The sequence below is a fragment of the Oribacterium sp. P6A1 genome (assembly GCF_000702885.1).
Lineage (GTDB): Bacteria > Bacillota > Clostridia > Lachnospirales > Lachnospiraceae > Oribacterium.
Genome location: NZ_JNKO01000030.1, coordinates 1 through 25,307, shown reverse-complemented (window position 1 = coordinate 25,307; position 25,307 = coordinate 1). Strand labels below are relative to the sequence as shown.

Here is a 25,307-nt window from a genome sequence, read left to right as displayed (position 1 = left end):
AAGGCATCTAAGCGTGAAGCCACCCTCAAGATGAGATATCCCATCGCAAGAGTAAGACCCCTTGAAGACTACGAGGTTGATAGGGCTAAGCTGTAAGTGCTGTAAAGCATTCAGGTGATAGTTACTAATAGGTCGAGGGTTTGACCAATGAGGTTGAATTTACGGATAGAGAGAAGATGGATTACTGAGAATAACTTATAAAATGTGGTGTACAGTTTTCAAGGCACGATAAAGATATGGCCCGGTGGCTCAGTCGGTTAGAGCGCCGCCCTGTCACGGCGGAGGTCGTCGGTTCGATTCCGTCCCGGGTCGCTATATGAGAGTTACAGATTCAGCTGAGTCTGTAGCTCTTTTTTTCGCGATAAGACCGTCAAGCGCTCCTTGGGCGTTGTGCTCGCACAAAAGACCAAAGGAGCATTTGACGGTCAACGCGGAATCGACCATCTGTGATGGGAGATTAAGGATAAGACTTTTAAATAATCAGAAATATACATATCTGTAGCACTTATTAATTCGAGAGATATTATCGTATTAATATATAGAATTAAAAAATAGTGAACAGGATTTTTGCCGCCACAATACCGGAGACAGAATGGAGCATATGTATGGTTATTAAAGATTCAATTCCTCGTTTAGAAATGATTTCATGTGTACTGTGTAAAGACGCACCGTGTAGTCAGGCCTGTCCGAAAATGGATCCGGCAGAGGCACTTTTTGGAATATGGATGGATGATCAAGATGTTGCGGCATTGAGATTACCGGAAGGGAATCCCTGCGCAGACTGCGATGCACCTTGTGAAAAAGCCTGTATCAGTACTGATAAGGTAAATATTAAGAATCTGATGACCAGGCTTGTTGATGTAATAAGACCGGAATCAGAGGTACCGCTTCCGGAAACGGAGGATAGGTTAAGATGTGATATCTGCGGGATACCTATTGAAAATCCGTTTTTGTTATCATCATCTGTTGTTGCATCATCCTATGATATGTGTGCCCGGGCTTTTGAAGAAGGATGGGCAGGAGTATGTTATAAAACCATCTGTAATTTTGATATACATGAGGCATCACCCAGGTATTCAGCTATAAAAGGGGATAACGGAACCATAGTTGGATTTAAAAATATCGAGCAGCTTTCGGATCACAGTGTGGCTGAGAACATGGAAATATTCAGAAAGCTTAAGGCAAAGTATCCGAACAAATTCATTCTTGCATCCATTATGGGGCAGAGTGAAGAAGAATGGACAACATTAGCTGAAGAATGTGAAAAAAACGGAGCTGATGCCATAGAACTTAATTTTTCATGTCCCAATATGGAAGAGGAAGGACTGGGATCGGATATAGGGCAGGTTCCTGAGCTGGTAGAGAAATTTACAAGAGCTGCAAAAAAACATACAACCATTCCGGTTCTTGCAAAGCTGACTCCAAATGTTGATGTAATGAAACATGCCGCGGAAGCAGCGTTTAGAGGCGGAGCGGATGGATTGGCAGCCATCAATACCATAAAAAGCATTACCGGAGTAAATTTGTATACAGGAGTATCGTATCCTGCTGTTAAGGGAAGTTCTGCAGTGGGAGGATACAGCGGAAATGCAGTTAAGCCCATTGCACTGCGATTTATCACTGAGCTTGGAATGAACCCGAAGCTAAAGGGAATGCATATAAGCGGAATGGGAGGAATAGAGACCTGGAAGGATGCGGCTGAGTTTCTGTTTTTGGGTTCCGGTTCAATTCAGGTGACAACTGCAGTAATGAAGTACGGGTACAGGATCATACATGAGCTGAAAGCAGGACTGAACTATTATCTGGCACAAATGGGACTTGATTCGGTTAAGGATATTATAGGTGCCGGTTTGCATTCAGTTAGTGAATCAACAAATGTGCTGGACAGAAATACTGTGTTGTTCCCAAAGTTCGATCAGGAGAGATGTATAGGCTGCGGAAGATGTGTCATCTCATGCAGTGATGGCGGACATCAGGCTATAAGTTTCGAAAACAGAAAACCTAAGCTGGACGGAAGCCGTTGTGTAGGATGTCATTTGTGTGTGCTGATCTGTCCGCAGAATGCAATCAGACCGGGTAACAAAAGAATAAAAAAACAGGAACATTAACAAATTCAAAGAATAGACATATTTTTTATGTATACTGCAACAATCAAAGTTCAGTGGTACGATATCTTCTTTTGGCACCCACATCATAGTATTGCAGAGGATATTTCGCGGGGGGTATATGGAAAGTATATACGGTGAGCATTTGCCTGATCTTGAAAAGGCTATGCAGTTTCTGGTTGATGAAATTAATATCGTTCGTGAGCGGATGAAGCAGGACGATGGCATGGATCCCGTTGAACATCTGATATTCAGAATAAAAACTGAAGAAAGTATGCGTGAGAAGTGCAAGAGAAAAGGACTTCCCGAGACGGAGGAATCGGCGCTTCAGATTATTCATGATGCAGTTGGTGTAAGGGTGGTATGTGCTTTTATTAAAGATGTTTATGCAATAAGAGATCATCTGGTAAATCTGGAACATTGCCGGGTGGTTGAAGAAAAGGACTATATAAAACACGCAAAGCCAAATGGATACAGAAGCTACCATCTGATTTTGAAGATCGGAGGAATGGTCTATGCGGAAATACAGCTCAGGACTATTTCCCAGGATACCTGGGCGGCACTGGAACATCATATACATTATAAGAAGATAAAGACAGAAAATGATGATCTGATAATTGCCGAGCTGAAGCGATGCGCGGATGAACTTGCATCCACTGATCTGTCGATGCAAACCATCAAGGATATGATGATGAGCAATTTGAAAAAAGCGGAGAAAATGAATTGAGATTATTACTTGCGGAAGATACATATGATTTGAACAGAGTTTTAACTATGGCTCTCAGGCATGAAGGGTATGAAGTTGATTCGTGCCTGGATGGGGAAGAGGCACTGGAGCGAGCAATGGAAAACGGATATGACGGGATAGTTATGGATATCATGATGCCAAAGATGGACGGGATAGAGGTCCTGAAAAATATACGGCAGAAAAATATAGTTACTCCGGTGCTTCTTTTGACGGCAAAATCTGATATTGATGACAGAGTTGAGGGACTTGATGCGGGTGCTGATGATTATCTTACTAAGCCCTTTGCCATGAAGGAACTTTTGGCCAGAGTCAGGGCCATGACAAGGAGAAAAAAGGATTACACAAGTGAACAGATTTCATTTGGTGATCTGGTACTGGACGGAGAAACATTTGAACTTAAATCCGTTAATTCCATACGTCTTTCTGTAAAAGAGTTTGAATTGCTGCAAATGCTGATGCTGAATAACGAGCATGCGGTGAACAGTGAGTTTCTGCTTACACATGTATGGGAAAATGATAAGGAAGCTACAGCACAGACTGTGATACTGTATATCGAATATCTGAAAAGCAAGCTTGATGCTGTATCATCAGAAGTATGTATTGAGGAAAGCGAAGAAGGATACAGGCTGATACATAAGTGAGTTGTCAGCCGGATAATAACAGGGAAGATGTGGCAATTTCCTAATGGGTGTACGAAAAGGCTTAAGATAACAGGTGGTTTTTGATGAATGAAGTCAGAATAAAAAAATTGAGATGGAAATTTGTTTTGGTTTCTTTTTGTTCACTTTTCGTTACCATGCTTTTAATTACGGGGCTTTTGTCGGGAACCAATTATTATCTTGCCAGAAAAAATATCAGGAATACGCTGCAGTATATAGTTAATAACGGAGGTTATCTTCCGGGCTCGGAAACAAATGCCGAAAGGGATACGGAACATCATTCGAGCTATGATGTAATCAGATTTCTTAATGAGATTTTCAATGTCGAGAACTATGAGAATACATCAAATCCTGAGTTTTACTATACGACGAGATATTTCGCTATCATATATGATGAGAATCTGAATATTTCCAAGGTTATCACTAATCATATTGCAGCTGTCAACCCGAAGGAAGCGGAAACATATGGAGCCATGGCCCTGGATGAACCTGTAAGCTTCGGAAGGTATGGTGACTATTACTATACTGTGGCAGATCTGTCAACAGGAGGGACCATTGTGGTTTATCTCGACAGCTCTGATATGATATTGGGAAGTTCCAGAATAATATATCTTTCCATGAGTCTCATTTTAATAGGTATTATCATTGCCGCCATCATAACAGGCATTTTTTCAAAATGGGCCATAGCTTCGGAAGTTCGAAATATGGAGCTGCAAAAGAGATTTATAACCAATGCAAGTCACGAACTTAAAACGCCTCTTGCTGTTATCAGAGCCAATACGGAAATGATGGAAATGCTTTCGGGGGAAAGCGAGTGGACCACCTCAACAATGAGGCAGGTGGACAGACTGAACGGACTCATAAAGAATCTTGTTATGATAGCAAGAGCCGATGAAAATGAAAATTCCGTAGTGATGCAGGAATGTGATATTACGAAATCGGTGAGGGAAACGGTACAGACCTTTGTGGCCATCGCAGAGACTGATAACAAAAAGCTGGAGGATAAGATAAGGGATGATGTAAAGATGACTGCATCTGACGGATCTATACGACAGCTGTCATCCCTTCTGATTGATAATGCAATAAAGTATTGCGATGAAGGTGGCAGGATAACTGTGTCTCTATCACAAAAGGGCAAGGGAGTTCAGCTTGTGGTTTCCAATGACTTCAAGGATGGTGCCAATGTAGACTACAAGAGATTTTTTGAGAGGTTTTACAGGGAAGACAAGTCGCACAATACAGACAGAGGCGGCTATGGAATAGGGCTTTCCATTGCGGAAAGTATAGTGAAGCAGTATAAGGGAAGCATTGGCGCCTATTGGAAGGATGGAATCATTTCCTTTGTGTGTATCCTTAAACCTATGAACAAATAATAATTTTCCATTAGGCCATAACTATAATTCATTGAAAAAGTGATAAAATTAAACATCTATACATAGAAAATAATATAATAACATGTTATCATTGCAAGGTGCATTTCGCGTCGGGAGCAGAAGCTCTGCGGGTATGCACCTTTTTTAATATTCTGAAGGAGGGTATTCGATGCCTATAGGTATAATAGTTAATGCATTATCAGTTGTTATTGGCGGAATAGTGGGAAATGTGGTAGGTTCCAGGCTTTCCGGGAGAATTATCGAGAGTATGAATACAGTTTTCGGCGCCTGTGCCATGGCTATGGGAATCAGTTCCATAGTACTGATGACCAATATGCCGGCAGTTATGCTTTCTGTTATTCTGGGAACCTGCATAGGTCTTGCGATACGCCTCGGGGAGAAGATCTCAGCCGGCGGTCTTTTGATGGAAAAGGCGATTTCCAAATTCTATAAGGGGAAAGGCGAAAGTGATGAGGAGTATAAGAAACAGCTGGTAACAGCCATTGTTCTTTTCTGCGCAAGCGGTACAGGTATATACGGAAGTATCGTTTCGGGAATGACTGGAGAGCACAGTATTCTTCTGGCAAAGTCTATACTTGATATAGCCACTTCTTTGATATTTGCATGCAGCCTTGGGCTTGTTACAAGCTTTATTGCCATTCCGCAGTTCATCATTTTCATGCTGCTGTTTGTTTTTGCCAATGTTATCTACCCTTACTGCAGTCCTTCCATGATAAACGATTTCAAAGCCTGCGGAGGAATTCTGCTGTTAGCCACAGGTTTCAGAATGATCAGAGTAAAAGATTTTCCGGTTGCGGATATGATACCGGCAATGGTAATTGCGATGCCTATAAGTCATATTTGGACTTCCTATATTCTTCCTTTGGTTTCCTGAGAATCCTGATATGGATCCGGAAGGAAGGATTAGATGTCAACGTTTGACATTCATGCAATAAAAAAACAAACAGAAAAACCTGCGCGGTTTTGCCCGGCAGGTTTTTCTGTGAACACTAAGTTTTGTTGAGTCTATTATTTCAGGAGATTTCCATAGATACACGCTTATGGTCAGGAGGACGTGTACTACGGAGTACGTATCAATTAGTCTTAACTAACTGATGTATACAATATAAACTATTCTTTCTCATGTGTCAAGTAGTGATTTGAAAAAAATCTAGTAATTTAGTGGGAATTTGAAATTGTATCTAATTAAAAACTTTTGGTTAAATACATTTGAAATCACTTGCAAAAAAACTGAATCCGACTAAAATCTTTATAGATTATTAAGAATTGATAGTAATAAAGGAGACTACGTCTATGAAGGACGCATCAACCCCTGGAGAATCATCCGAAAAAAAATACAGCTTTCTGAGACCTAAGTTCGGTAACCGTATAGTTCGTACCGTTATTGCCTGTCTCGTTACCGCCATTATCTACAGATATTTTCTCAGTGACCGTAACCCGTGCTTTGCACTTATAGGTGCTGTATACGGTATGGGCAGCCAGTTTCAGGAAGGATTCCACAACGGATTTAACAGATTCGTTGGAACTTTTATCGGCGGTCTGGTGGTTATTCCATCATATTGGCTGTATTATAATGCCCCATTCGGAGTTCCCAGTGAGGTGTATATGTGTCTGGGACTATTCTTCGTAATGTATATTAACTTTATCCTTGGTGCGAACAATGCTATCCAGCCGGGAACAGTTATATATTTTGTAGTAATGTTCACTCAGCCGGAAGCAGGATATGTGTCATATACGATTGCCAGAATCATTGACACAGGAGTCGGCGTTCTCATCAGTCTCGGACTCACAATGATGCGTCCTACTATGATAGACAGAGAGAAAGGCGTAGAATTGCTTACATTTTTCGAGGCTTTATCAGAAAGCTTCAAGGCATGGCGCTATGCCAACAAATCAGGTTCCCTTCCGCAGCTTGATGCAGAGGGAAGAGCTGCCAAGAGAGAAGAACGCAAGGCGAAATACATAGAGAGACATACATATTGAGATTAGGTATTGAAGAACAGATGGTTTTAATTAACCATCTGTTCTTTTTTTGAGATAAAGCCTTAACAAGGATGTCACACAAGTGCAGCACCCTCATTAAGGCCAAGGTGAAACCTCGTAGGGTTTTCCCTACGAGGATTTTTGTGTAATCACTCATCAGGGATTATGCCTGCATTAAAATGCTGTGAATTTTGATTTAATATGGGCGTATATGAGTGATTTTTAATTAACGAATATACAAACAGATGCAAAAGAGTGTACATAACTAAAAACACATGAGCAATATGCACAAATTAATATACAATTATTGTGAACTAAAACGATTGAATATGACCGAGTATGAACGTATTATGATGATATAAGTTTGAAAGTAAACTTTCAAACTCTGCTGGTGGGTCAGATACGAGAGTGGATGAATCCGGCTCGTGCCTGACCCATGGAGGAAATAAGGAGGTCTGCAATGATCTATACAGTTACTTTCAATCCATCCCTTGATTACATCGTTTCCATGAAGTCCTTTGACATGGGTATGACCAATCGTACCACTCAGGAACAGATGCTGCCGGGGGGGAAGGGAATCAATGTTTCCACTGTTTTGACTAATCTCGGACATGAAAATACGGCACTTGGTTTTGTGGCAGGATTTACGGGAGATGAGATCATAAGAAGACTTGAAGAAATGAATCTCAAAAATGATTTCATCAGGATAGACAACGGCTTCTCCAGAATAAATGTAAAACTGAAGGACTATGACGGAACAGAAATCAACGGTATGGGACCGGTCATAGATGAAGCTTCACAGAAGAAACTTATGGAACAGCTTCAGTCTATGAAGGAAGGTGACACACTGGTGCTGGCGGGATCCATTCCGGAGAGCATGCCATCAACTATTTATCATGACATCATGGAGAAGCTTCAGGGCAGAGGTATTCGCTTTGTGGTAGATGCCACAAAAAATCTTCTCATGAACGTACTGACCTTCCATCCATTCCTTATTAAGCCCAACAATCATGAGCTTGGAGAAATCTTCGGAGTAGAGCTTAAGACCAGAGAATCGGTTGTTCCCTATGCAAGGAAGCTTCAGGAACAGGGGGCTGTAAATGTACTTGTCTCCATGGCAGGAGAGGGCGCAGTGCTTCTTGATGAGAACGGAGAGGTTCACATGCACGAAGCTGCCAGGGGTAAGCTTGTTAATGCAGTAGGTGCGGGAGATTCCATGGTGGCAGGCTTCATAGCCGGCTGCGAAGAAAAGAAGGATTACGAGCATGCCTTCAGAATGGGAATTTCCGCAGGAAGTGCAAGCGCATTTTCAGAGCTTCTTTGTACTAAGGAAGAAGTTATGAAGGTTTACGAACAGCTTGACTGATATTCGGGACTACGTTTTTTGACATCGGGTTTTGTGCACGGATTTTAAAATCATTTTTTTAAATAAAAGGGGAAAACTATGAGGATTACAGATTTACTTGACAAGCGCAGCATTAACCTTAAAGCTGCACCGGGAAGCAAACAGGAGACCATTGAGCAGGCGGTTGAGCTCATGGTGAAGAGCGGAAACATTGCAGATGCAGAAGCATTTAAAAAGAAGGTATTTGCAAGAGAAGAGGAGTCAACCACAGGAATCGGTGACGGACTTGCAATTCCACATGGAAAGGGTGACTGCGTAAAGTCAGCAGGACTTGCAGCAATGGTCATTCCTGACGGAGTTGATTATGACTCACTGGACGGAGATCCGGTACACCTTCTTTTCCTTATCGCTGCTCCTGAGACCAAGGACAATGTTCATCTTACAGTGCTGTCAAAGCTCTCAAGACTCCTTATGGATGAGGATTTTGTAAATGCACTCAGAAATGCCAGGGACGAAGATGAATTCCTGAAGATTATTGATGCAGCAGATGCAAAGGACACCGAGAAGGAAGGCGGCAGTGCATCAGCTTCCCAGAAGAAGATCCTGGCAGTTACATCATGTCCCACAGGTATCGCGCACACATTTATGGCAGCAGAGGGAATCGAGAAAGCCGCAAAGGCAGCAGGCTGTTTCATAAAGGTTGAGACCAGAGGTTCAGCAGGTGCTGACAATGTCCTCACCGGGCAGGAAATCGCTGAAGCTGACTGCATTATCGTTGCTGCAGACGCTCAGGTTCCCATGGATCGTTTCGATGGAAAGAAGCTTATCGAGGTTCCGGTTTCAGACGGAATCAGCAAGGCTCCTCAGCTTATCGAAAGAGCCATAAAGGGTGACGCACCTGTTTACAAGGCTAAGGGTCAGGTAAGCGAGGAAGCAGTTTCAGGCGGCGGTAATACAGGACATAAGATTTATGTTCACCTCATGAACGGTGTATCACATATGCTTCCCTTCGTAGTAGGAGGAGGTATCCTTATCGCCCTTGCATTCCTTATTGACGGTCTTTCCATCGATCTCAATGCTCTTGCAGAGGCAGATCGTTCTAACTTCGGTTCCATCACACCACTCGCAGCTACACTCAAGGGTATCGGTGGCGTAGCATTCGGTTTCATGCTTCCTGTTCTTGCAGGTTACATTGCAGAAAGTATCGCTGACCGTCCGGGTCTCGCAGTAGGTTTCGTAGGCGGTATGATCGCAGCAAGCGGTAAGTCAGGTTTCCTCGGAGCACTTCTTGCAGGTTTCATCGCAGGTTATGTTATGAATTGCTTAAAGAAGATGTGTACAAGTCTTCCTAAGTCACTTGAGAAGATAGCACCTGTTCTTATCTATCCTCTTTGCGGAATACTTATCATCGGTCTTGCTATGAACTTCATCGTAGAGCCTCCTATCGGCTGGATCAACACAGCTCTTAATGACGGTCTCGCAAGCATGTCCGGTACATCAAAGATTCTTCTCGGAGTAATCGTTGCAGGTATGATGTCCATCGATATGGGTGGTCCTTTCAACAAGGCAGCTTACGTTTTCGGTGTAGCTTCAATAGCAGCAGGCAACTATGACATCATGGCAGCAGTTATGATCGGCGGTATGGTTCCTCCATGTGCCATCGCCCTTGCAACTATCCTTTTCAAGGACAAGTTCACCAAGGAGGAGCGTGAGAGCGGTCCTGTAAACTTCATCATGGGTCTTGCATTCATCACAGAGGGTGCCATCCCATATGCAGCATCAGATCCTATCCATGTACTTCCTTCATGTATCGCAGGTTCAGCCCTTGCCGGAGCTCTTTCAGTAGCCTTTGGATGTACCCTTATGGCACCTCACGGCGGAATCTTCGTATTCCCTGTAGTAGGAAATGCGGTTCTCTATCTTGTATCCCTCGTTGCAGGAACAGTAGCAGGAGCATTTTTACTTGGAGTTCTCAAGAAGAAAGTAGTATAATTTTGTCTTATGTTAGCTAAAAAAAGACAAACGGAGATCCTGGAATTATTACAGCAGAAAGGCAGCGTCACCCTGCAGGAACTTACGGAGGCATTTGACGCTTCCGAATCTACCATCAGAAGAGACCTTACGGTTCTTGATCAAAAAGGAGCTCTGACAAAAGTTTTCGGCGGCGCTGTAAGCAATGATTTCAGTGTAAATGTTAAGGAAGAAGAGTTTTTGGATAAGTCCGGACAGGCTGTTGAGCAGAAGCAGCAGGTAGGTCAGTACGCGGCATCTCTTGTAGGACCGGATGATTTTGTTTATCTGGATGCCGGAACCACAACGGAAGCCATGATTCCCTATCTCACCAAGGATGCCATGGGATATGTGACCAATGCTGTGGGCCATGCACTTATGCTGGCCCGGAGAGGCTGCCGCGTGATCCTTGTGGGCGGCGAACTCAAAAATTCCACCGAAGCTCTGGTAGGAAATGAGACTATAGTTTCCATACAGAAATACAATTTTACCAAGTGCTTTATGGGTACCAACGGAGTGGAACTCATAGCCGGATGTACAACGCCGGAACTGAATGAGGCACTGGTAAAGCAGGAGGCCATGAGGCATTCCAAAAACTGCTATGTCCTCTGTGACGCAAGTAAGTTCCAAAAGATATACCCTATACGTTTCGCCAATTTCCGGGATGTGATACTGATCACCGACGGAAAGCTGGATGCCCGCTATAAGGGTCGGGACAATGTCATCGTGATAGACACATAGGTGAGCAGCATGCTTACATTCCCGTGTGAGCTTCATCATTAGTGAGTGTCAAAAACTTAAAAGCTCTTTTACTGGAGGTTTCCTTCGGTAAGAGAGCTTTTTATATTGGGATTTATTCTTTCATATAAATATGACGAAATAAGAATTAAGAGTAGTGTCGGGTTTTGTTGTTGAATATTGATTATATTAAGGAGGGTTTTACCATGTTTAAAAAGTACGGGAAGAAAGTGTCAGGGATACTGCTTGCTGCATTGATGGTTATCTCCATGGGGGCAGAAGCCATGGCGGCAGTTAAGAATCCGTGGTTTAAGAGCAATATGAATGTGATTGGTTCAGAGGGAGACCCGTGGATCGAGGAGCAGGTCATATATTCAAAGGATGATATTGAGATTTCTGCAGTCAGTATTCTTGTGGAAGATGGTACCGGTAATGTGGCTATGTGGCTTAAGCTGAATAACGGAACAGACGATAAGCTGCAGGTAATAGGGAAAACCATGACAGTAAATGATATTGCGGTTGAGTCTTCTGTCTATATCAGCGCAGATGCCGGAAAAACCGATTATCATGTTTCTCTGATAAAGGGAGAAGAATTAGAGAAAAAGAAGATAGATAAAATTGAAAAGATCGATTTCGATTTAAAGGGATACGACAGTAAGTACAGTACTGTATTTGAAACGGATTTCCTGCATCTCGATGTCGGAACTGTTTCCGCTGATACAAAATCCGGGAAGGGATCCGGTACAGAAAAGACAGGAAAATCAAAGGATTCCAAAACTTCAGGCGGAAGTAAGTCTCAGGATGACCACTCCGAGGTAGAAGGTGAAGAAAAGTTCTGGTTCTACGGCTACTATCTGGGCGGAAAATATTATCCCGAAGAGGATGAAAAGGATATGCTTGAGTGGTATGTACTCCTTAAGGATGATGGCAGCGGATATCTGTATTGGGGAGACGATAACAAGGGCGACATCAAGTACTGGAATGGTTCCGGAGATGATTTCACAATGAAGGCCGGAGTATCGGAGTTTTCTGATGGCTGTTCTTTAAAAGACGGAATTATGAAGCTTGACATGGACGGCATCGGTATAGTGTTTATATCAAAGGATGTTAATAAGAAGAAGCTGAGCTGAACAGGCCTTTTATATTCCAAAAGTAATGTTTAATGTGTTATCCTTTTTGCCTTAGAATATACATATAGTAATAGGACACTATTAATTGTATAATGATAAATACAAGATTTTAATGGCAAAAGGGGATGTATATGGGTATTTTAATTGAAAATCTGGAAATGGTGCTGGAGTACGTTGTTTCTGTGTGCACCATTATGCTGGAGATGGTTGGTATCACAGTGCTTGTATGGAGCGCTATCCGCTGTTTCTTCGGATGGATACACAAGGATCAGCATGTAAGGCTCGATCTCGCTCAGGGAATAGCACTGGCGCTGGAATTCAAGATGGGCGGAGAGGTTCTTCGTACTGTAGTTGTTAGAGAGTGGCGGGAACTCGGTATACTTGGAGCCATCATACTTCTGAGAGGATTACTTACCTTCCTTATTCACTGGGAGATCGAGAATGAGAAGAAAGAACTTCAGGAGCACGCGAAGAAGACAGACACTCTGAAAAAGCATGGAGAATCTGAAGCCGTAAAATAACAGATGATATGGCGCCTGCATATATGTAATGATCATTCAATTAAATCTAAAAAAATGGTGAGCACTTTAGCGGTGTTCACCATTTTTTTCGGTATTATGAAAAATCTTGACTCGTAATAAAATAGCGGCTTATTTTTTATGGGATTTCAATGCTTTTTCAAGAGACGAGATGAGTATCTTCAGGGCTTTGATACGGGCATACTTTTTGTCATTGGACTCAAGGATGTGCCATGGGGCATAGGTAGTACTGGTCTTTGCAATCATCTCATCCACCGCCTGCTCGTAAAGATCCCATTTTTCGCGGTTTCTCCAGTCCTCATCCGTAATCTTCCACTGTTTTTCAGGAGTGTTCTGTCTGTCAGTGAATCTGGCCAGCTGGGTATCCTTATCGATGTGTACCCAGAACTTGACGATAACTGCGCCCCAGTCACTGAGCTCTTTTTCAAACTCGTTTATTTCATTGTATGCACGCTGCCAGTCGTTCTCCGAACAGAAGCCTTCAAGACGTTCTACCATAACGCGACCATACCAGGTTCTGTCAAAGATGGCAAAATGTCCTGTTTTCGGAAGTCTGGTCCAGAAGCGCCAAAGGTGGTGGCGGCTCTTTTCAAAAGGCTTCGGACTGGCAATAGGATGAACAATGTAGCCTCGTGCATCCAGAGCACTTGTCAGTCGTTTAATGTTTCCGCCTTTTCCTGCAGCATCCCATCCTTCATAGGCAACGATGATTGGAATTCCCTTTAAATATGCCTGGTTATGAAGAGCTTTGAGCTTGACCTGAAGATCTTTAAGCTGGGTTTTGTACTCCTCCTCAGATATGGTCTTGTTGAGCTTGATATCCTTCAGCTTTTGTGTGCGGTTCAAGGGGAAAACATTCTGAATCAAAGGCACCGTAAGGGTATGATTTTTCAATGCTACGTCGATACCGGCAACTATGGTTTCCATAACCTGCAGCTCTGCCCATTTTCTTGATTTTGCATCGATTACATTCCAGGGAACGGTAGATGAGTTTGTATCCTGCATGTACTTGTCGAACACCTTATAGCATTCGTCGTAATGCTCATTTTCCCAGATATCGTAGTCGTCTACCTGCCATGATCTGTCCTTGTTGTCCAAAAGCAGCTTTATTCGTTCAGATTGTTCTTTGTGGCTGATATGGAAGAAAAATTTCAGCACCAGATAACCGTTATCGGTAAGGGAACGCTCAAAGCGGATAGCGCTGTTCACGCGATTTTTATAGGTCTGTTTGTTTATGCGGTCAAACAGAACGTCCTTGGTGATTTCTGTCATCCATCCCGCATCCAGGAACTTGAATTGACCGGCTTCCGGAATTTCGGCAAAATATCTTGCGAGAAAAGGCTTCCGCTTTTCGTCCGGAGACGGGTCATGCATGGAAATCGCAGAAAAAAATCTGGGATCCAGATTCTTTATGACTTTTCCGAGGACGGTTCCTTTTCCTGCGGCACCCCAGCCCTCAAAAAGTATGAATACCGGAAGTTTGTTTTCTTTCATCTCAAGCTGCTGTTCCATAAGGCGCTGATGGGCAATTTCGAGACGCTGCTTGATCTCATCAGGTTCAGGCTTAGGAATTGATTTATAGGTTTCGATCATTATTGAATCTCCCTTCTGTGGATGCAATTTACGAGCATGCTTTAAATTTTCTTCGGCGAACTCATGTGTGATAATAAGATGTAAGAAGGTGAGATTATTATGTATTTTGAATAAAACAAAGAAGAGCCGATATCTTAACCAGACGAGATGTTAAGATATCGGCTTTTTCTATCTGAGTAAAAAGGTCGCGGTGGGGATGGAAGGGGTGTGGGCTCCGCTGACCTTTGTACCGACTGACTATATGGTGGGTATAGTAAGTAACCTTTTTGGTATGTCTAAATGATAGCATCATGTATGTCACAAAAGTGTCACAAAAAAATAAAATAATAGTAATGATTTGTTTATCCTCATGAAAATATGCAAAAAAGAAATTTTTTTGAAAAAAATGCTTATATGAATATCAAAGCCGCCGATGATATAACCAAGCCAATAATACATTGTTTTTTTATCTCCTTACAGAATGCAGAGGGAGCTATCTAAGGATAGCTCCCTCTGCATTTGCAAAAAAACATAGGTAAAAGCAACTTGCAATATCATTTCAGCTGTGTTAAACTCCCTCAGTCTTATCTATAAACAAATTACTTTACTGATCGGGCGTGCCCGGTCAGTTTTTCTGTATAAGCGATACTATATGCGGAACCCGGAGAGGGAAGCATCATATTGTTTATACTTATATTAAAAGGAAAAATAAATGACATTTAATGAGTTAAATTTGAATCACCGTATCGTTGATGCTATCACAAAGGCAGGATACAAGGAGCCTTCACCGATTCAGGAGCAGGCCATTCCTCTTATGATGGAAGGAAAGGACATGATCGCATGTGCCCAGACAGGAACCGGAAAGACAGCGGCCTTTGCTCTTCCTGTTCTCAATATGCTTGAGGATGTGTCCGGAGAGCATCCCCGTGCCATCGTTCTTACGCCTACAAGAGAGCTTGCCATTCAGATACTTGAGAATTTTAAGAAGTACAGCAGATATATGCATCTTCGTACAGTATGTTTCTACGGCGGAGCCAAGCAGGGACCTCAGGTAAGAGCCTATGAAAGAGGCTGTGATATTCTGGTGGCTACACCTGGTCGTCTTATAGACTACATGAATCAGGGAATCGTCAGTCTTAAAGATATAGAGGTGCTTATTCTGGATGAGGCTGACCGTATGCTTGATATGGGATTTATCCATGATATAAGACGTGTTGTCAGTGAGGTTCCCGAGGACAGACAGACTGTAATGTTTTCGGCTACCATGCCTAAGGAGATAGAAGCTCTTGCAAGGGATATACTTCAGGAGCCTGAGACCATCAAGATCGCATCTACCACAAGTCCTGCGGAGACAGTGGACCAGAAGATCTGTTTTATGGAGAAAGAAGATAAGAAGACTGTTCTTTCCGACTTTCTTAAAATGGAAGGTGTTAAGAAGTCTATCGTATTTACCAGAACCAAGCATGGCGCAGATCATCTGGTAAGAGATCTGGGAAAGCTCGGCATCGTATCCATGGCTATACACGGAAACAAGACACAGGGTCAGCGTCAGAATGCTCTTGAGAGATTCCGTTCCGGCAACATCAAGGTTCTGGTTGCAACAGATGTGGCATCCAGAGGCATTGACATCCCAAAGATAAGTCATGTATTTAATTATGAGCTTCCTGAGGAGACCGAGTCTTACATCCACAGAATCGGACGTGTGGGAAGAGCGGGACAGACCGGCGAGGCCATCACTCTTTGCAGTAAGGAAGAGATGGGGCTTCTTTATGACATCGAGAAGATGATGGAGAAGGAAATTCCCGAAATCGAGACAGAAAAGTCTATCGTTATCGAGCGTGTAAAGCGCGGTGAGAGAAGAAGATTCGGTAAGCCGGTTAAAGAAAAGGACGATGCCGGGAGAAAGAGCCGTTCCGAGAGAGCCGGCAGCCGCAAGGCCCGTGCCCACAAGGAAGAGCAGACCTCACGTATCGCCATGGTCCGCGCTGAAAAGAAGGAAAGACTGGAGAGAAGAAAGCTTCGTCTTGAGGGACTTTCCGTTGATGAGGCTGTGGCAGCGGTAGCAAAGGCCAAGAAGGCTGAGACGTCAGAAAAGACGAAAAAGGCATCAGAAAAGCCAAAGAAGGCAGCTGCTTCAGAGAAACCGAAGAAGACCGGATTTGAAAAGTTCTATAAGAAGAGCGCAGAGATTTTTGCCGAGGCAACCGCAAGCTTTGAAAAGAAAGAAAAGAAGAACAGAGAATCAAGAGAGGGCTTCGGTAAAAAGCAGGCAGGATTAAAGAACAAAAAGCAAAATACTGCCTTCGGCGGAAAGAAGAAGGAAAGAAGAGCTTCCTGATTATTCCGGAATAACAGATATAACCACAAGAAATAATGGATTCTATTGACATAAAGAGACAGTAAGACTATATTAAGGCAAAACATATAAGACTTATGTATATAGAGGTAGCGGTGTAAATGAGTACTCCACTGAGCCGGCGGGCTGAGAAGTGAAGGAAAGGTAATCACCGCCGAACGGGACATTGCCGCAAGCATGTTCTGTGGGGGTACAGAGAATATCTGTATCACTCCTCCGGTTTCGGAGAGGCGCTATTACTTATGGAATCTGATTCATATTTTTCGAGATTTAGACCGTATGTGATAGCACATACGGTCTTTTTTTACTACCCGATCAACGGAAAAAGGAGAAAAAATATGAAGAGATCCATCATTTCAGCAGCAGCAATTTTAGCAAGTGCAGCACTTCTCGCAGGATGCGGCAGCAGCACAACAGCCGCAACAGAAGCAGTTAAGACACAGGAAACTGAGGCGGCAGCTTCAGGAAAGGAGGTCCTGAGAGTTGGAATGGAGTGCAACTATGCTCCGTTTAACTGGACAACAACTGAGACCAATGATTTTACACAGCCTATCACCGGAGTTGATTATGCCGACGGTTATGATGTGGTTATGGCAACAAAGCTTGCAGGTTCCATCGGCAGAGATGTACAGATCGTGAAGCTTGACTGGGATAACCTTATTCTTTCACTTCAGAATGATCAGATCGATGCCATCATTGCAGGTATGACAGACACTCCGGAGAGAGAAAAGGAAGTAGCCTTCACTTCACCTTACTATGAGTCTGAAGAGGTTATGATCGTAAAAGCTGACAGCAAGTATGCCGGTGCTTCAAGCATTCAGGATTTTTCCGGTGCGACAGTACAGGGCCAGATGAATACGGTTTATGATGAGGTCATCGATCAGATTGAAGGTGTGGTACATCAGCCTGCAGCAGAGACATTCCCGGCATCCATACAGGCACTTCAGGCCGGAGCCATTGATGCTGTAGTTTCGGAGCTTCCTGTTGCCAACGGAGTGGTAGCTGCCAATTCGGGCCTTGCTATCGTGAGATTCGAAGAAGGCAAGGGCTTCACTGCTGACACAACAGTTTCCGTTGCGGTAAGAAAAGAAGATACAGAGTTAAAGGATCAGCTTGAAAAGGCTCTTTCTGAGATATCTGCAGACGAAAGAAATTCACTTATGGAGGCAGCGGTTGAGCGTCAGCCGGCTAATGGTTAATAGATAATGTTCATTGAGAATTGTATAGAAATAATAAGTAAATATCATGCAAGTCTCCTTCTGGGAGTCCGTACCACACTTCTGGTGGCTCTCACGGGAACCTGCTTTGGCCTTATCCTTGGACTTCTTGTGGGAGGCTTCAGGGCAGTGAGACTTGATCACACAGCAAGTGATGCCGCAAGATTTATAAAGAAATTTTTTGACATCGTTGCCAATGCCTACATCACGATTTTCCGCGGTACTCCTATGATGGTTCAGGCGGTATTCATTTACTACGCCCTCCTGAACATCATCCACTGGACACCAACTGTTGCGGCGGTTTTCGTTATCAGTGTGAACACCGGAGCATATATGGCTGAGATCATCCGCTCGGGTATCCAGGCTGTGGACATCGGACAGACAGAGGCGGCAAGGTCTCTCGGTATGTCCAATGCACAGACCATGCTTGGAGTGATTCTTCCACAGGCGGTTAAAAATGCTTTTCCTGCCATAGGAAACGAATTTATAGTAAACATCAAGGATTCCTCTGTGCTCATGATCGTGTCCATTACAGAGCTGATGTTCCAGGCCAAAAGCATTGCCGGATCCACCTTCCATTTCACAGAGACCTACTTTATCGAGGCGGTGATTTACCTTATACTCACCTCCATCGCGAGCCTCATTTTGAATTACATAGAAAAGAGAATGAACTCTGACAGCATGTTTTCTCTGCCTATGAGCGATACGGATCCCAAAAGCATCGGATATATAAAGAAAAAGTTGGAGGCGAAGTGAGCAGTATGGCATCACCAGTAGTAGAGATCAAAGACATTAGAAAAAAATACGGTGAGCTTGAGGTGCTCAAGGGCGTGGATTTTTCCGTAAATGAAGGTGAGGTGGTATGCCTCATCGGACGCTCGGGTTCCGGAAAGTCAACACTGCTCCGCTGTATAAATCTTCTTGAAAAAGCAGATGGTGGAGTCATCACTGTTTTCGGAGAGGATATTCTTCATACAAAGGATATCAATGCCTACCGCGCGAAGGTCGGCATGTGCTTTCAGCAGTTCAATCTTTTCAACAATATGAATGTACTTGAGAACTGCGTGTATCCCCAAAGGAAAGTACTGAAGCTTTCAAAGGAGGAGGCAACGGAAAGAGCCCTGCATTTCCTTGATAAGGTTGGCATGAAGGAGTTTTCGGGTGCCAATGTCTCCAGAATTTCAGGGGGACAGAAGCAGCGTGTAGCCATTGCCAGAGCACTTTGCATGAAACCGAAGCTCATGCTTTTTGATGAGCCTACTTCGGCACTTGATCCTGAGATGGTGGGTGAGGTTCTTGGCGTTATGAAGGATCTTGCGGAGGAAGGCCTTACAATGATCATCGTTACCCATGAGATGGGCTTTGCGAGAGAGGTTGCAGACAGAGTTGTCTTCATGGATCAGGGAAGAATCGAGGAGCAGGGAACACCTGAACAGCTTTTTGAGCATCCTGTAAGCGAACGTACCAGAAGCTTCCTCAGTGCAACGAAAAATAAATAAATATTGGTAAAAAAAGAGTGACGGTACATGGTACTGCCACTCTTTTCTATATTCAATTGCTTGTGTTATTTGTTGATAATTCCATTGACCATTTGTCCAAAACAGACATACAATTTTTTCGTTAAATGTGCGATTATAATATCATAAATGTTAAATAATTAACGTTGACCCCAAAAACAAATGTTAATAACAAAAATTAGGTCCGGTACAAAAAGAAAAAGGACTTAAAAATCCCGGCGGAGGGAGAGGAGATTTATGAAGAGAAAACTTTTATCGGCGGCTCTTGTTGCAGGTATGGTCATGACAGGCTGCGGTGCCAATGCAGCACCTGAGGCTACAACAGCTGCTTCAAAGGCAGAGACAACAGCAGAAACCGCAGCAGCGACAGAAGCTGCTACGGAAAAGACTGAAGAAACAACAGAAGAATCCAAAGCGGAAGAATCCGAATCAGAGTCAGGCGCGGGTCTTACTGACGGAACGTATGATATCACTGTTGACGGCCGTAACGGAAAGATGACAGTAACCACTGAGATTAAAGACGGTAAGATTGCGGATGTAAAGGTCGGTGACAACACCGAGACACCTGAGGTTGCGGCAGCGGCTCTTGAACAGATTCCCAAGGATATCGTTGCGGCAGGAAGACCTGTTGTGGATGGCGTAACAGGAGCGACCATTACCTCTGATGCCATCATAGAGGCCGTAAAGCAGGCTGTAATAGCTGCCGGCGGAAATCCTGATGATATGGCAGGAGAAATTAAGGAGAAGTCGACTGAGGTTAAGGAGCTCAAGGCTGATGTTGTAGTTGTCGGTGCCGGTGCAGCAGGTGTTTCCGCAGCTCTCACTGCACAGCAGACAGGTGCTGAGGTAATCCTTCTCGAGAAGGCGGCAACACCGGGTGGTGTATCCATCATAGCAGGCGGCCCTATGGGTATAGACTCTAAGGATCAGAAGGAAGCAGGAGTTGCAGGAACCTTTACCACAGCTGATGTGCTTAAATACTGGCAGGACTATAACTGCTGGATGGATGACGGACAGCTTTTCTACAATATCGCAAACCGTTCCGGTGAGACCATAGACTGGCTTGAGGATAACGGCATGGAGTTCACATTCATGGGTATCGAGCAGGCAGCCCATGCAGACGGATTCCAGACCTACCATATTTATAAGGACCAGGAAAATAAATTAGGCTACTACACAAAGCTGGTTGATAAGTTCAAGGCAGACGGCGGACAGGTATTCTTCGAGACACCGGCCACAGAGCTTAAGGCAGAGAATGACAAGATCACAGGCGTTGTTGCGGTTTCAAAGGACGGAACAACCTATGAGATCTCATGTGACGCTGTTGTTCTCGGAACAGGCGGATTCGGTGCCAATGCTGACATGATCGAGGAAGAGGTGGGATTCCCTCTTGAGACATTTACAACAGGCACACAAACAGGAGACGGTGCAACCATGTCCCGTGCCATCGGCGCAGGAAAGGGTAAGACCATCCAGCAGTATCACGGAGTTACATCATATTCAGGTATCCAGACAGGTCAGGGCAAGGATGAGATCGCAAAGGCTATCTACATGCCTACCAGCGTTTGGGTAAACAGGAGAGCCGCAAGATTCTGTCCTGAGGATCTTAACTATGATACAGCTCTTTGCTCAAATGCAGCAGCAACTCAGGGCGAATATTACTTCTCAATCATTTCTGAGGATATGGTCAAGGCTCTTGAAGAGGGCGGCGCAAAGGCCCTTGACGTTGATACAGCGGTAGCTTACGAGCCGACTATCCCTATGTTCTCCATCGATGAGGGATGGACAGAGTTCCGTGCAGCTCTTGAGGAGGGAGTTCAGAAGGGAATCGTATTTAAGGGCGATTCAGTTAAAGAACTTGCTGAAAATATGGGCGTAGATGCTGAAACTCTTGAGAAGACTCTTGCAGATTACAATGCTTCCTGCGAAAAGGGTGTAGACCCTGTATACGGTAAGGCTTCAAAGTACATGAAGAGTCTTGGTGAGGGCACACTTTACGCAGTAAAGGCAAGACCTGTTTCACTTGGCGGAATCGGCGGTGTTCTTGTTAATTCAAACCTTCAGGTTATAAAGGACGACGGAACAGTTATCAAGGGACTTTACGCTGCAGGAAATGACGTCGCAGAAATGTACAACAACTCATATCCATTGGTAGAGGGTGTAAGTATGATGAACGCCCTTACCGGAGGTCGCATATGTGGCGAAAATGCGTCACTTTACGCACTCAATAACTGATAAACAGAGTATAAAAAACGCGCTTTTTGATGTTCAAAAAAGCGCGTTTTTTCATCTTTTCTCTTCCTTTTTGACATCTGTGTTAAATGATTTGTATAATGAAGCATGATTTCAAAGTACTGGAACGGAACAGACACTTATGGAAAAGCGTGAATTGTTTGAAATGATTGTAAAGGCGAAAACATTACAGGAGTTTGTAGATGTATGCGCCGGAAAGATAAATAACCCTTTCTGGATAATGGACGGGGCTTACAGACTTATCGCCCAGTCCGGTGAACCATCATCGGAGGAGTATCTTAAGGATTTTAAAGATGGGAAGACCATGGAAAAGGTTGACTGTTGGGTGGACAGCGGGCTTTTAAGCAAGGTAAGCGGAAGTCCGAAGCCCATTCGGATAAGAGACTCGTTTTATGATGAAGATATGGCCATTATGGATATTTTTTTGGAGAGGAGACCTATAGGAAAACTTACTATAGTCCTTCATGAACAGATGACTGATGATGAGGTTATGGGTATCAGTGACGCGGCAGCAGTTTATCTCAGGGCCCAGAATTGTACATCAGGCTCGACAGTGGAACAGGGACTGGCATTGCTCCTTCAGGACACGGCGGAATCCGAGAGTACCGGAAGAAAGATTCTTGAGTCAGCAGGCTATTCGGGAAAACCTCCCTATACGGTATCTGTGGTGGATACGGAGGAAAATGGCAGAACAGCTCTGCTTAATGCTTTCATGACGGATATAAGAAATACTGACTCTATGATCATCTGCGGGATAATAAGTAATCGCGGGTACATACTTACCTGCGGCGGACATGAAGTTCCGAAGAGGCTCATCAGGAAAAACCTGCGTATAGGGCACAGCCTGTCCTTTGACAGCCTGCAGCATGTCAAAAGCTATTCGATTCAGGCGGAAACAGCACTACGTTTCGGGCATGAAAAAGAAGAGAATTTTGAAGATCATTACGGTGATTATATAAAGGAATGTCTGGGCTTCGGTATGAAGCATGCAGAAGCTTTTATCGTACCTGAAATCCGTCGGATTATGGATTATGATAATGCTTACAATACGGAATATTTCGAGACATTGAAAGTATATGTCCGTCTCATGTGTTCAAAGCAGAAAACAGCGGATGCCATGAATCTTCATATCAATACGGTAAAATACAGGATAGGTCAGTTGGAAAAGGTTTTCGGAATAGATTTTACAAAGACAGACTCTTTGTTCGGATCTTTAATTGCGGCGGAAATCGTAATGGGCAAAAAATAAAAACAGTCCGGAACTTTTACTGATTTTTATGAGTGGATACACAAAATAATAAGTGATATATGTGTAAATACTGATAAAAGCATTTGACTGACCGGATTTACAGAATATGGTAAAATGAATTGAATGAAAAATAAAAAAGCTCAAAACCAAATATTCATGGTTTTGAGCTTTAATATAAGCAGTGCACCTTCAGGGACTTGAACCCTGGACAAACGGATTAAGAGTCCGCTGCTCTACCAACTGAGCTAAAGGTGCATTCCGTTGCTCTCTCGCAACGCCTGTACAATATACAAAGTATTCGGGGATTTGTCAATCGTTTTTTAAAAGAATATTATTTTTATCGAATCTGCTGAAAGAAAATCAAAATCCCGCAAAATACAGTGCAGGCGAATACACGGCTTGCGGATACTTCGGCTGTTAAGTGAGGATTCGGATGTTGTGAGTTGGTTCTATATTTAAGCACGAATGTATGGAGGCTATACTTGGATATTTTTCAATTGTTCGGCAAAACAGAATATCGAACCTGTGAGATGGCTGTCAATTTCGTTCAGGATGATAGTGATATAGAAAGCGGTCATATAATTGCGGAAATATACGGTGAAGAGGTGATCGGATGGAATAAGTACATTCATGCGTTATGCGCATTTAAGGAGGATGCTTTCTATGCGGATGAAGCATTGGCCTATGCTGACATGATCAAAAATGCCAACCGGAAATCTGAAATCACTATACCTGTTCACTTTCATCTGAGGGGCGGAAAGATTATGGATATGAGGGTTGATTTCGGCACATATAGTTTAAGAGTGGAGGATGAAAGATTTGCGGATCTTGAGGTCAGAAATCATCATGTAATGAATATCAGGATATACAAGAAGAAAAGGACAGGCTGGCTTCAGTGAAGCGATAATAATAACGGGGCTGTTGCTTTAAATGATATAGCTCTTTCCTGACAACAAGCTTTTTATTATTAAACTTGTCTACATGGAAGGGAACGTATCATTTTGTGCGACAGCCCCGTTTTTTGTGTATTAAGGTGGTTAAGATCAGGATTAATTGAATTTTCTTTCGGGCAGAGCTTTTGATCTGTACTGAATATTGCTTACCTGATATACAGTTATAAATGCCTGAGGGTCAATAGTGTCGATGAAAGACATGAGCTTCTGGAACTCGTGCTTATCCACGATGGTGATGATCTCCTCACGCTCTTCAAGGTGATATGCGCCGATTGCTTTGTAAATAGTAGCTCCGCTGTGCAGGTCATTTAAAATGAATTCACGAATCTCATCTTTCTTCGGGGAAACGATGCAGACTCTGCGTTTTAAATTCTGGTCAAAGATAAAATGGTCCAGTACGATGCCGTTGAGATATGTGCCGAGGACACTGAGTATAACGGTTTTTGTATCATAGGCAAGGAAAGATGAAAGAGCTATACACATTCCGGAAACTGAAAGAGCCTTGCCCAGTTCTATCCTTAAATATTTGTTGAGAATCTTTGCAACGATATCCAGACCGCCGGATGAAGCATTTCTATTGAAAAGAATGGCTAAACCGATACTTACTATAAAAGTGTAGCAAACGACGTCCAGAAATGCGTCTCCTGTAGGTGATGGGACATTAGGGAAAAGCTTTTCAAAAATGCCGAGGAAAACCGGAAGAAGAATAGAGGTATATATGGTTTTATATCCGAATTCGCTTCCGCAGGTGAAGAAACCGATAACAAGAAGGACTGTATTCAGAAACATTGTTATCTGGGCCATGGAAAAAGGGATAAACTTTATAAGTACAATGGAAAAACCGGAAATGCTGCTGATGGAAACGTGATTCGGTACCTGGAAGAAGTAAACCGCAATAGCGATTATCAGGGTAGCAACGCTCAATATAAATAGTTCTTTAATTAGTGATAATAATTTCATAATTCCTCCTGAAAAAACCGGATCATGTAAGCCGCTGACAGGGTCCTGTGATTGTGGCTTTGTAAGTCCGGAGAAACAACCCGTACATTCTAACACCAATTCATGGTGAATCAAACATAGCCGGATAAATATAATGAAAAAATAGATAAAATCAAATAAGCGGAAAAAATAATAAAAAAATTCAAAAAAACGTTTGACAATCGAAACAGGAATTGTTATTATAACTGAGCACTTGAGCGATGCGGAACACCAGTTCTGATAAACAAGTGATAAGAACCTTGAAAATCAAAGATCGATTAATACACAGACCCTGAAGATTCTAAGAATTAGATTTTCAGAAACGATGCAAATCGTAAGCGAATTTATTCGCAGTAAAGAATAACGGACAGAACAAAAGCCAAGCTTAAGTTTTGAACGGGAAGAACTTAAAGAGCTGTAAGCTCTTAACATTTTAAGATGAGAGTTCGATCCTGGCTCAGGATGAACGCTGGCGGCGTGCCTAACACATGCAAGTCGAACGAGCGAGAGATGAAACCTAGTGATTCTCGAGCGAGTGGCGGACGGGTGAGTAACGCGTGG

At 43.3% G+C, this 25,307-nt stretch carries 20 protein-coding genes, 2 tRNA genes and 2 rRNA genes; 21 read left to right on the top strand and 3 right to left on the bottom strand.

What is annotated here, in order from left to right; genetic code table 11:
• From T515_RS13770 to T515_RS13710, 13 genes are all read left to right on the top strand, one after another.
• A 23S ribosomal RNA gene (locus T515_RS13770) occupies positions 1-148 on the top strand; the annotation flags it as partial.
• A gap of 90 nt (positions 149-238) precedes the next feature.
• Positions 239-312, top strand: a tRNA-Asp gene (locus tag T515_RS13765).
• Between the two features lie 413 nt (positions 313-725).
• Entirely contained in the window at positions 726-2,108 is a 1,383-nt protein-coding gene (preA, locus tag T515_RS13760) for an NAD-dependent dihydropyrimidine dehydrogenase subunit PreA (protein ID WP_242839388.1), read from the top strand.
• Positions 2,109-2,226: 118 nt separating this feature from the next.
• Positions 2,227-2,832, top strand: coding sequence for a GTP pyrophosphokinase (locus T515_RS13755; protein WP_036612362.1), 606 nt, complete (start codon positions 2,227-2,229; stop codon positions 2,830-2,832).
• Positions 2,829-3,494, top strand: coding sequence for a response regulator transcription factor (locus T515_RS13750; protein WP_036612359.1), 666 nt, complete (start codon positions 2,829-2,831; stop codon positions 3,492-3,494). The genes T515_RS13755 and T515_RS13750 overlap by 4 nt, the downstream gene beginning before the upstream one ends.
• An 83-nt stretch (positions 3,495-3,577) precedes the next feature.
• Positions 3,578-4,885 carry a sensor histidine kinase gene (locus tag T515_RS13745; protein WP_051671757.1) on the top strand — a complete coding sequence of 436 codons (1,308 nt, stop codon included), beginning with the start codon at positions 3,578-3,580 and terminating at the stop codon, positions 4,883-4,885.
• Between the two features lie 169 nt (positions 4,886-5,054).
• On the top strand, positions 5,055-5,780 hold the full coding sequence (locus T515_RS13740) for a DUF554 domain-containing protein (protein WP_036612356.1): 726 nt from the start codon (positions 5,055-5,057) through the stop codon (positions 5,778-5,780).
• A 419-nt stretch (positions 5,781-6,199) separates the two neighbouring features.
• Positions 6,200-6,889 (top strand): FUSC family protein, encoded by a 690-nt coding sequence (locus T515_RS13735; RefSeq protein ID WP_036612355.1) that lies wholly within the window; start codon positions 6,200-6,202, stop codon positions 6,887-6,889.
• Positions 6,890-7,349: 460 nt separating this feature from the next.
• Positions 7,350-8,255 carry a 1-phosphofructokinase gene (gene pfkB, locus T515_RS13730; RefSeq protein WP_036612354.1) on the top strand — a complete coding sequence of 302 codons (906 nt, stop codon included), beginning with the start codon at positions 7,350-7,352 and terminating at the stop codon, positions 8,253-8,255.
• A gap of 78 nt (positions 8,256-8,333) precedes the next feature.
• Complete coding sequence (locus T515_RS13725; protein ID WP_036612353.1) at positions 8,334-10,226, top strand: PTS fructose transporter subunit IIABC; 1,893 nt, start codon at positions 8,334-8,336, stop codon at positions 10,224-10,226.
• 9 nt (positions 10,227-10,235) lie between these two features.
• A complete protein-coding gene (locus T515_RS13720) occupies positions 10,236-10,985 on the top strand; it encodes a DeoR/GlpR family DNA-binding transcription regulator (RefSeq protein ID WP_036612352.1) in 750 nt (249 codons plus the stop codon).
• Positions 10,986-11,188: 203 nt separating this feature from the next.
• Positions 11,189-12,112 (top strand): hypothetical protein, encoded by a 924-nt coding sequence (locus T515_RS13715; RefSeq protein ID WP_036612351.1) that lies wholly within the window; start codon positions 11,189-11,191, stop codon positions 12,110-12,112.
• Between the two features lie 131 nt (positions 12,113-12,243).
• A complete protein-coding gene (locus T515_RS13710; RefSeq protein ID WP_051671756.1) occupies positions 12,244-12,633 on the top strand; it encodes a DUF1622 domain-containing protein in 390 nt (129 codons plus the stop codon).
• Positions 12,634-12,762: 129 nt separating this feature from the next.
• Here the strand turns inward: T515_RS13710 and pap are convergent, their stop codons facing one another.
• Complete coding sequence (gene pap / locus T515_RS13705; RefSeq protein ID WP_036612349.1) at positions 12,763-14,244, bottom strand: polyphosphate:AMP phosphotransferase; 1,482 nt, start codon at positions 14,242-14,244, stop codon at positions 12,763-12,765.
• 691 nt (positions 14,245-14,935) lie between these two features.
• Here pap and T515_RS13700 point away from each other — a divergent pair.
• The 6 genes from T515_RS13700 to T515_RS13675 all read left to right on the top strand — a co-directional run bounded on the left by T515_RS13700 (position 14,936) and on the right by T515_RS13675 (position 22,815).
• Positions 14,936-16,561 (top strand): DEAD/DEAH box helicase, encoded by a 1,626-nt coding sequence (locus tag T515_RS13700; protein ID WP_051671755.1) that lies wholly within the window; start codon positions 14,936-14,938, stop codon positions 16,559-16,561.
• Positions 16,562-16,917: 356 nt separating this feature from the next.
• Positions 16,918-17,778: a transporter substrate-binding domain-containing protein gene (locus T515_RS13695; RefSeq protein ID WP_036612347.1), complete on the top strand. Its 861-nt coding sequence runs from the start codon at positions 16,918-16,920 to the stop codon at positions 17,776-17,778.
• Positions 17,779-17,784: 6 nt separating this feature from the next.
• Entirely contained in the window at positions 17,785-18,552 is a 768-nt protein-coding gene (locus T515_RS13690; protein WP_051671754.1) for an amino acid ABC transporter permease, read from the top strand.
• Positions 18,553-18,557: 5 nt separating this feature from the next.
• The gene (locus T515_RS13685; RefSeq protein WP_036612345.1) at positions 18,558-19,295 is read left to right on the top strand and encodes an amino acid ABC transporter ATP-binding protein; all 738 of its coding nucleotides are present in this window, start codon (positions 18,558-18,560) and stop codon (positions 19,293-19,295) included.
• A 255-nt stretch (positions 19,296-19,550) separates the two neighbouring features.
• Positions 19,551-21,548 (top strand): FAD-dependent oxidoreductase, encoded by a 1,998-nt coding sequence (locus T515_RS13680; protein WP_036612343.1) that lies wholly within the window; start codon positions 19,551-19,553, stop codon positions 21,546-21,548.
• A gap of 139 nt (positions 21,549-21,687) precedes the next feature.
• Entirely contained in the window at positions 21,688-22,815 is a 1,128-nt protein-coding gene (locus T515_RS13675) for a PucR family transcriptional regulator (RefSeq protein ID WP_036612341.1), read from the top strand.
• Positions 22,816-22,997: 182 nt separating this feature from the next.
• Here the strand turns inward: T515_RS13675 and T515_RS13670 are convergent.
• Positions 22,998-23,070, bottom strand: a tRNA-Lys gene (locus T515_RS13670).
• 227 nt (positions 23,071-23,297) lie between these two features.
• Here T515_RS13670 and T515_RS13665 point away from each other — a divergent pair.
• On the top strand, positions 23,298-23,714 hold the full coding sequence (locus T515_RS13665; RefSeq protein ID WP_036612339.1) for a hypothetical protein: 417 nt from the start codon (positions 23,298-23,300) through the stop codon (positions 23,712-23,714).
• Between the two features lie 150 nt (positions 23,715-23,864).
• On the opposite strand, the gene T515_RS13660 is transcribed toward T515_RS13665, so the two are convergent.
• On the bottom strand, positions 23,865-24,728 hold the full coding sequence (locus tag T515_RS13660; RefSeq protein WP_036612337.1) for a YitT family protein: 864 nt from the start codon (positions 24,726-24,728) through the stop codon (positions 23,865-23,867).
• A gap of 452 nt (positions 24,729-25,180) precedes the next feature.
• Between T515_RS13660 and T515_RS13655 the strand changes: the two genes are divergently transcribed.
• Positions 25,181-25,307: ribosomal RNA gene (locus T515_RS13655) — 16S ribosomal RNA — on the top strand; the annotation flags it as partial.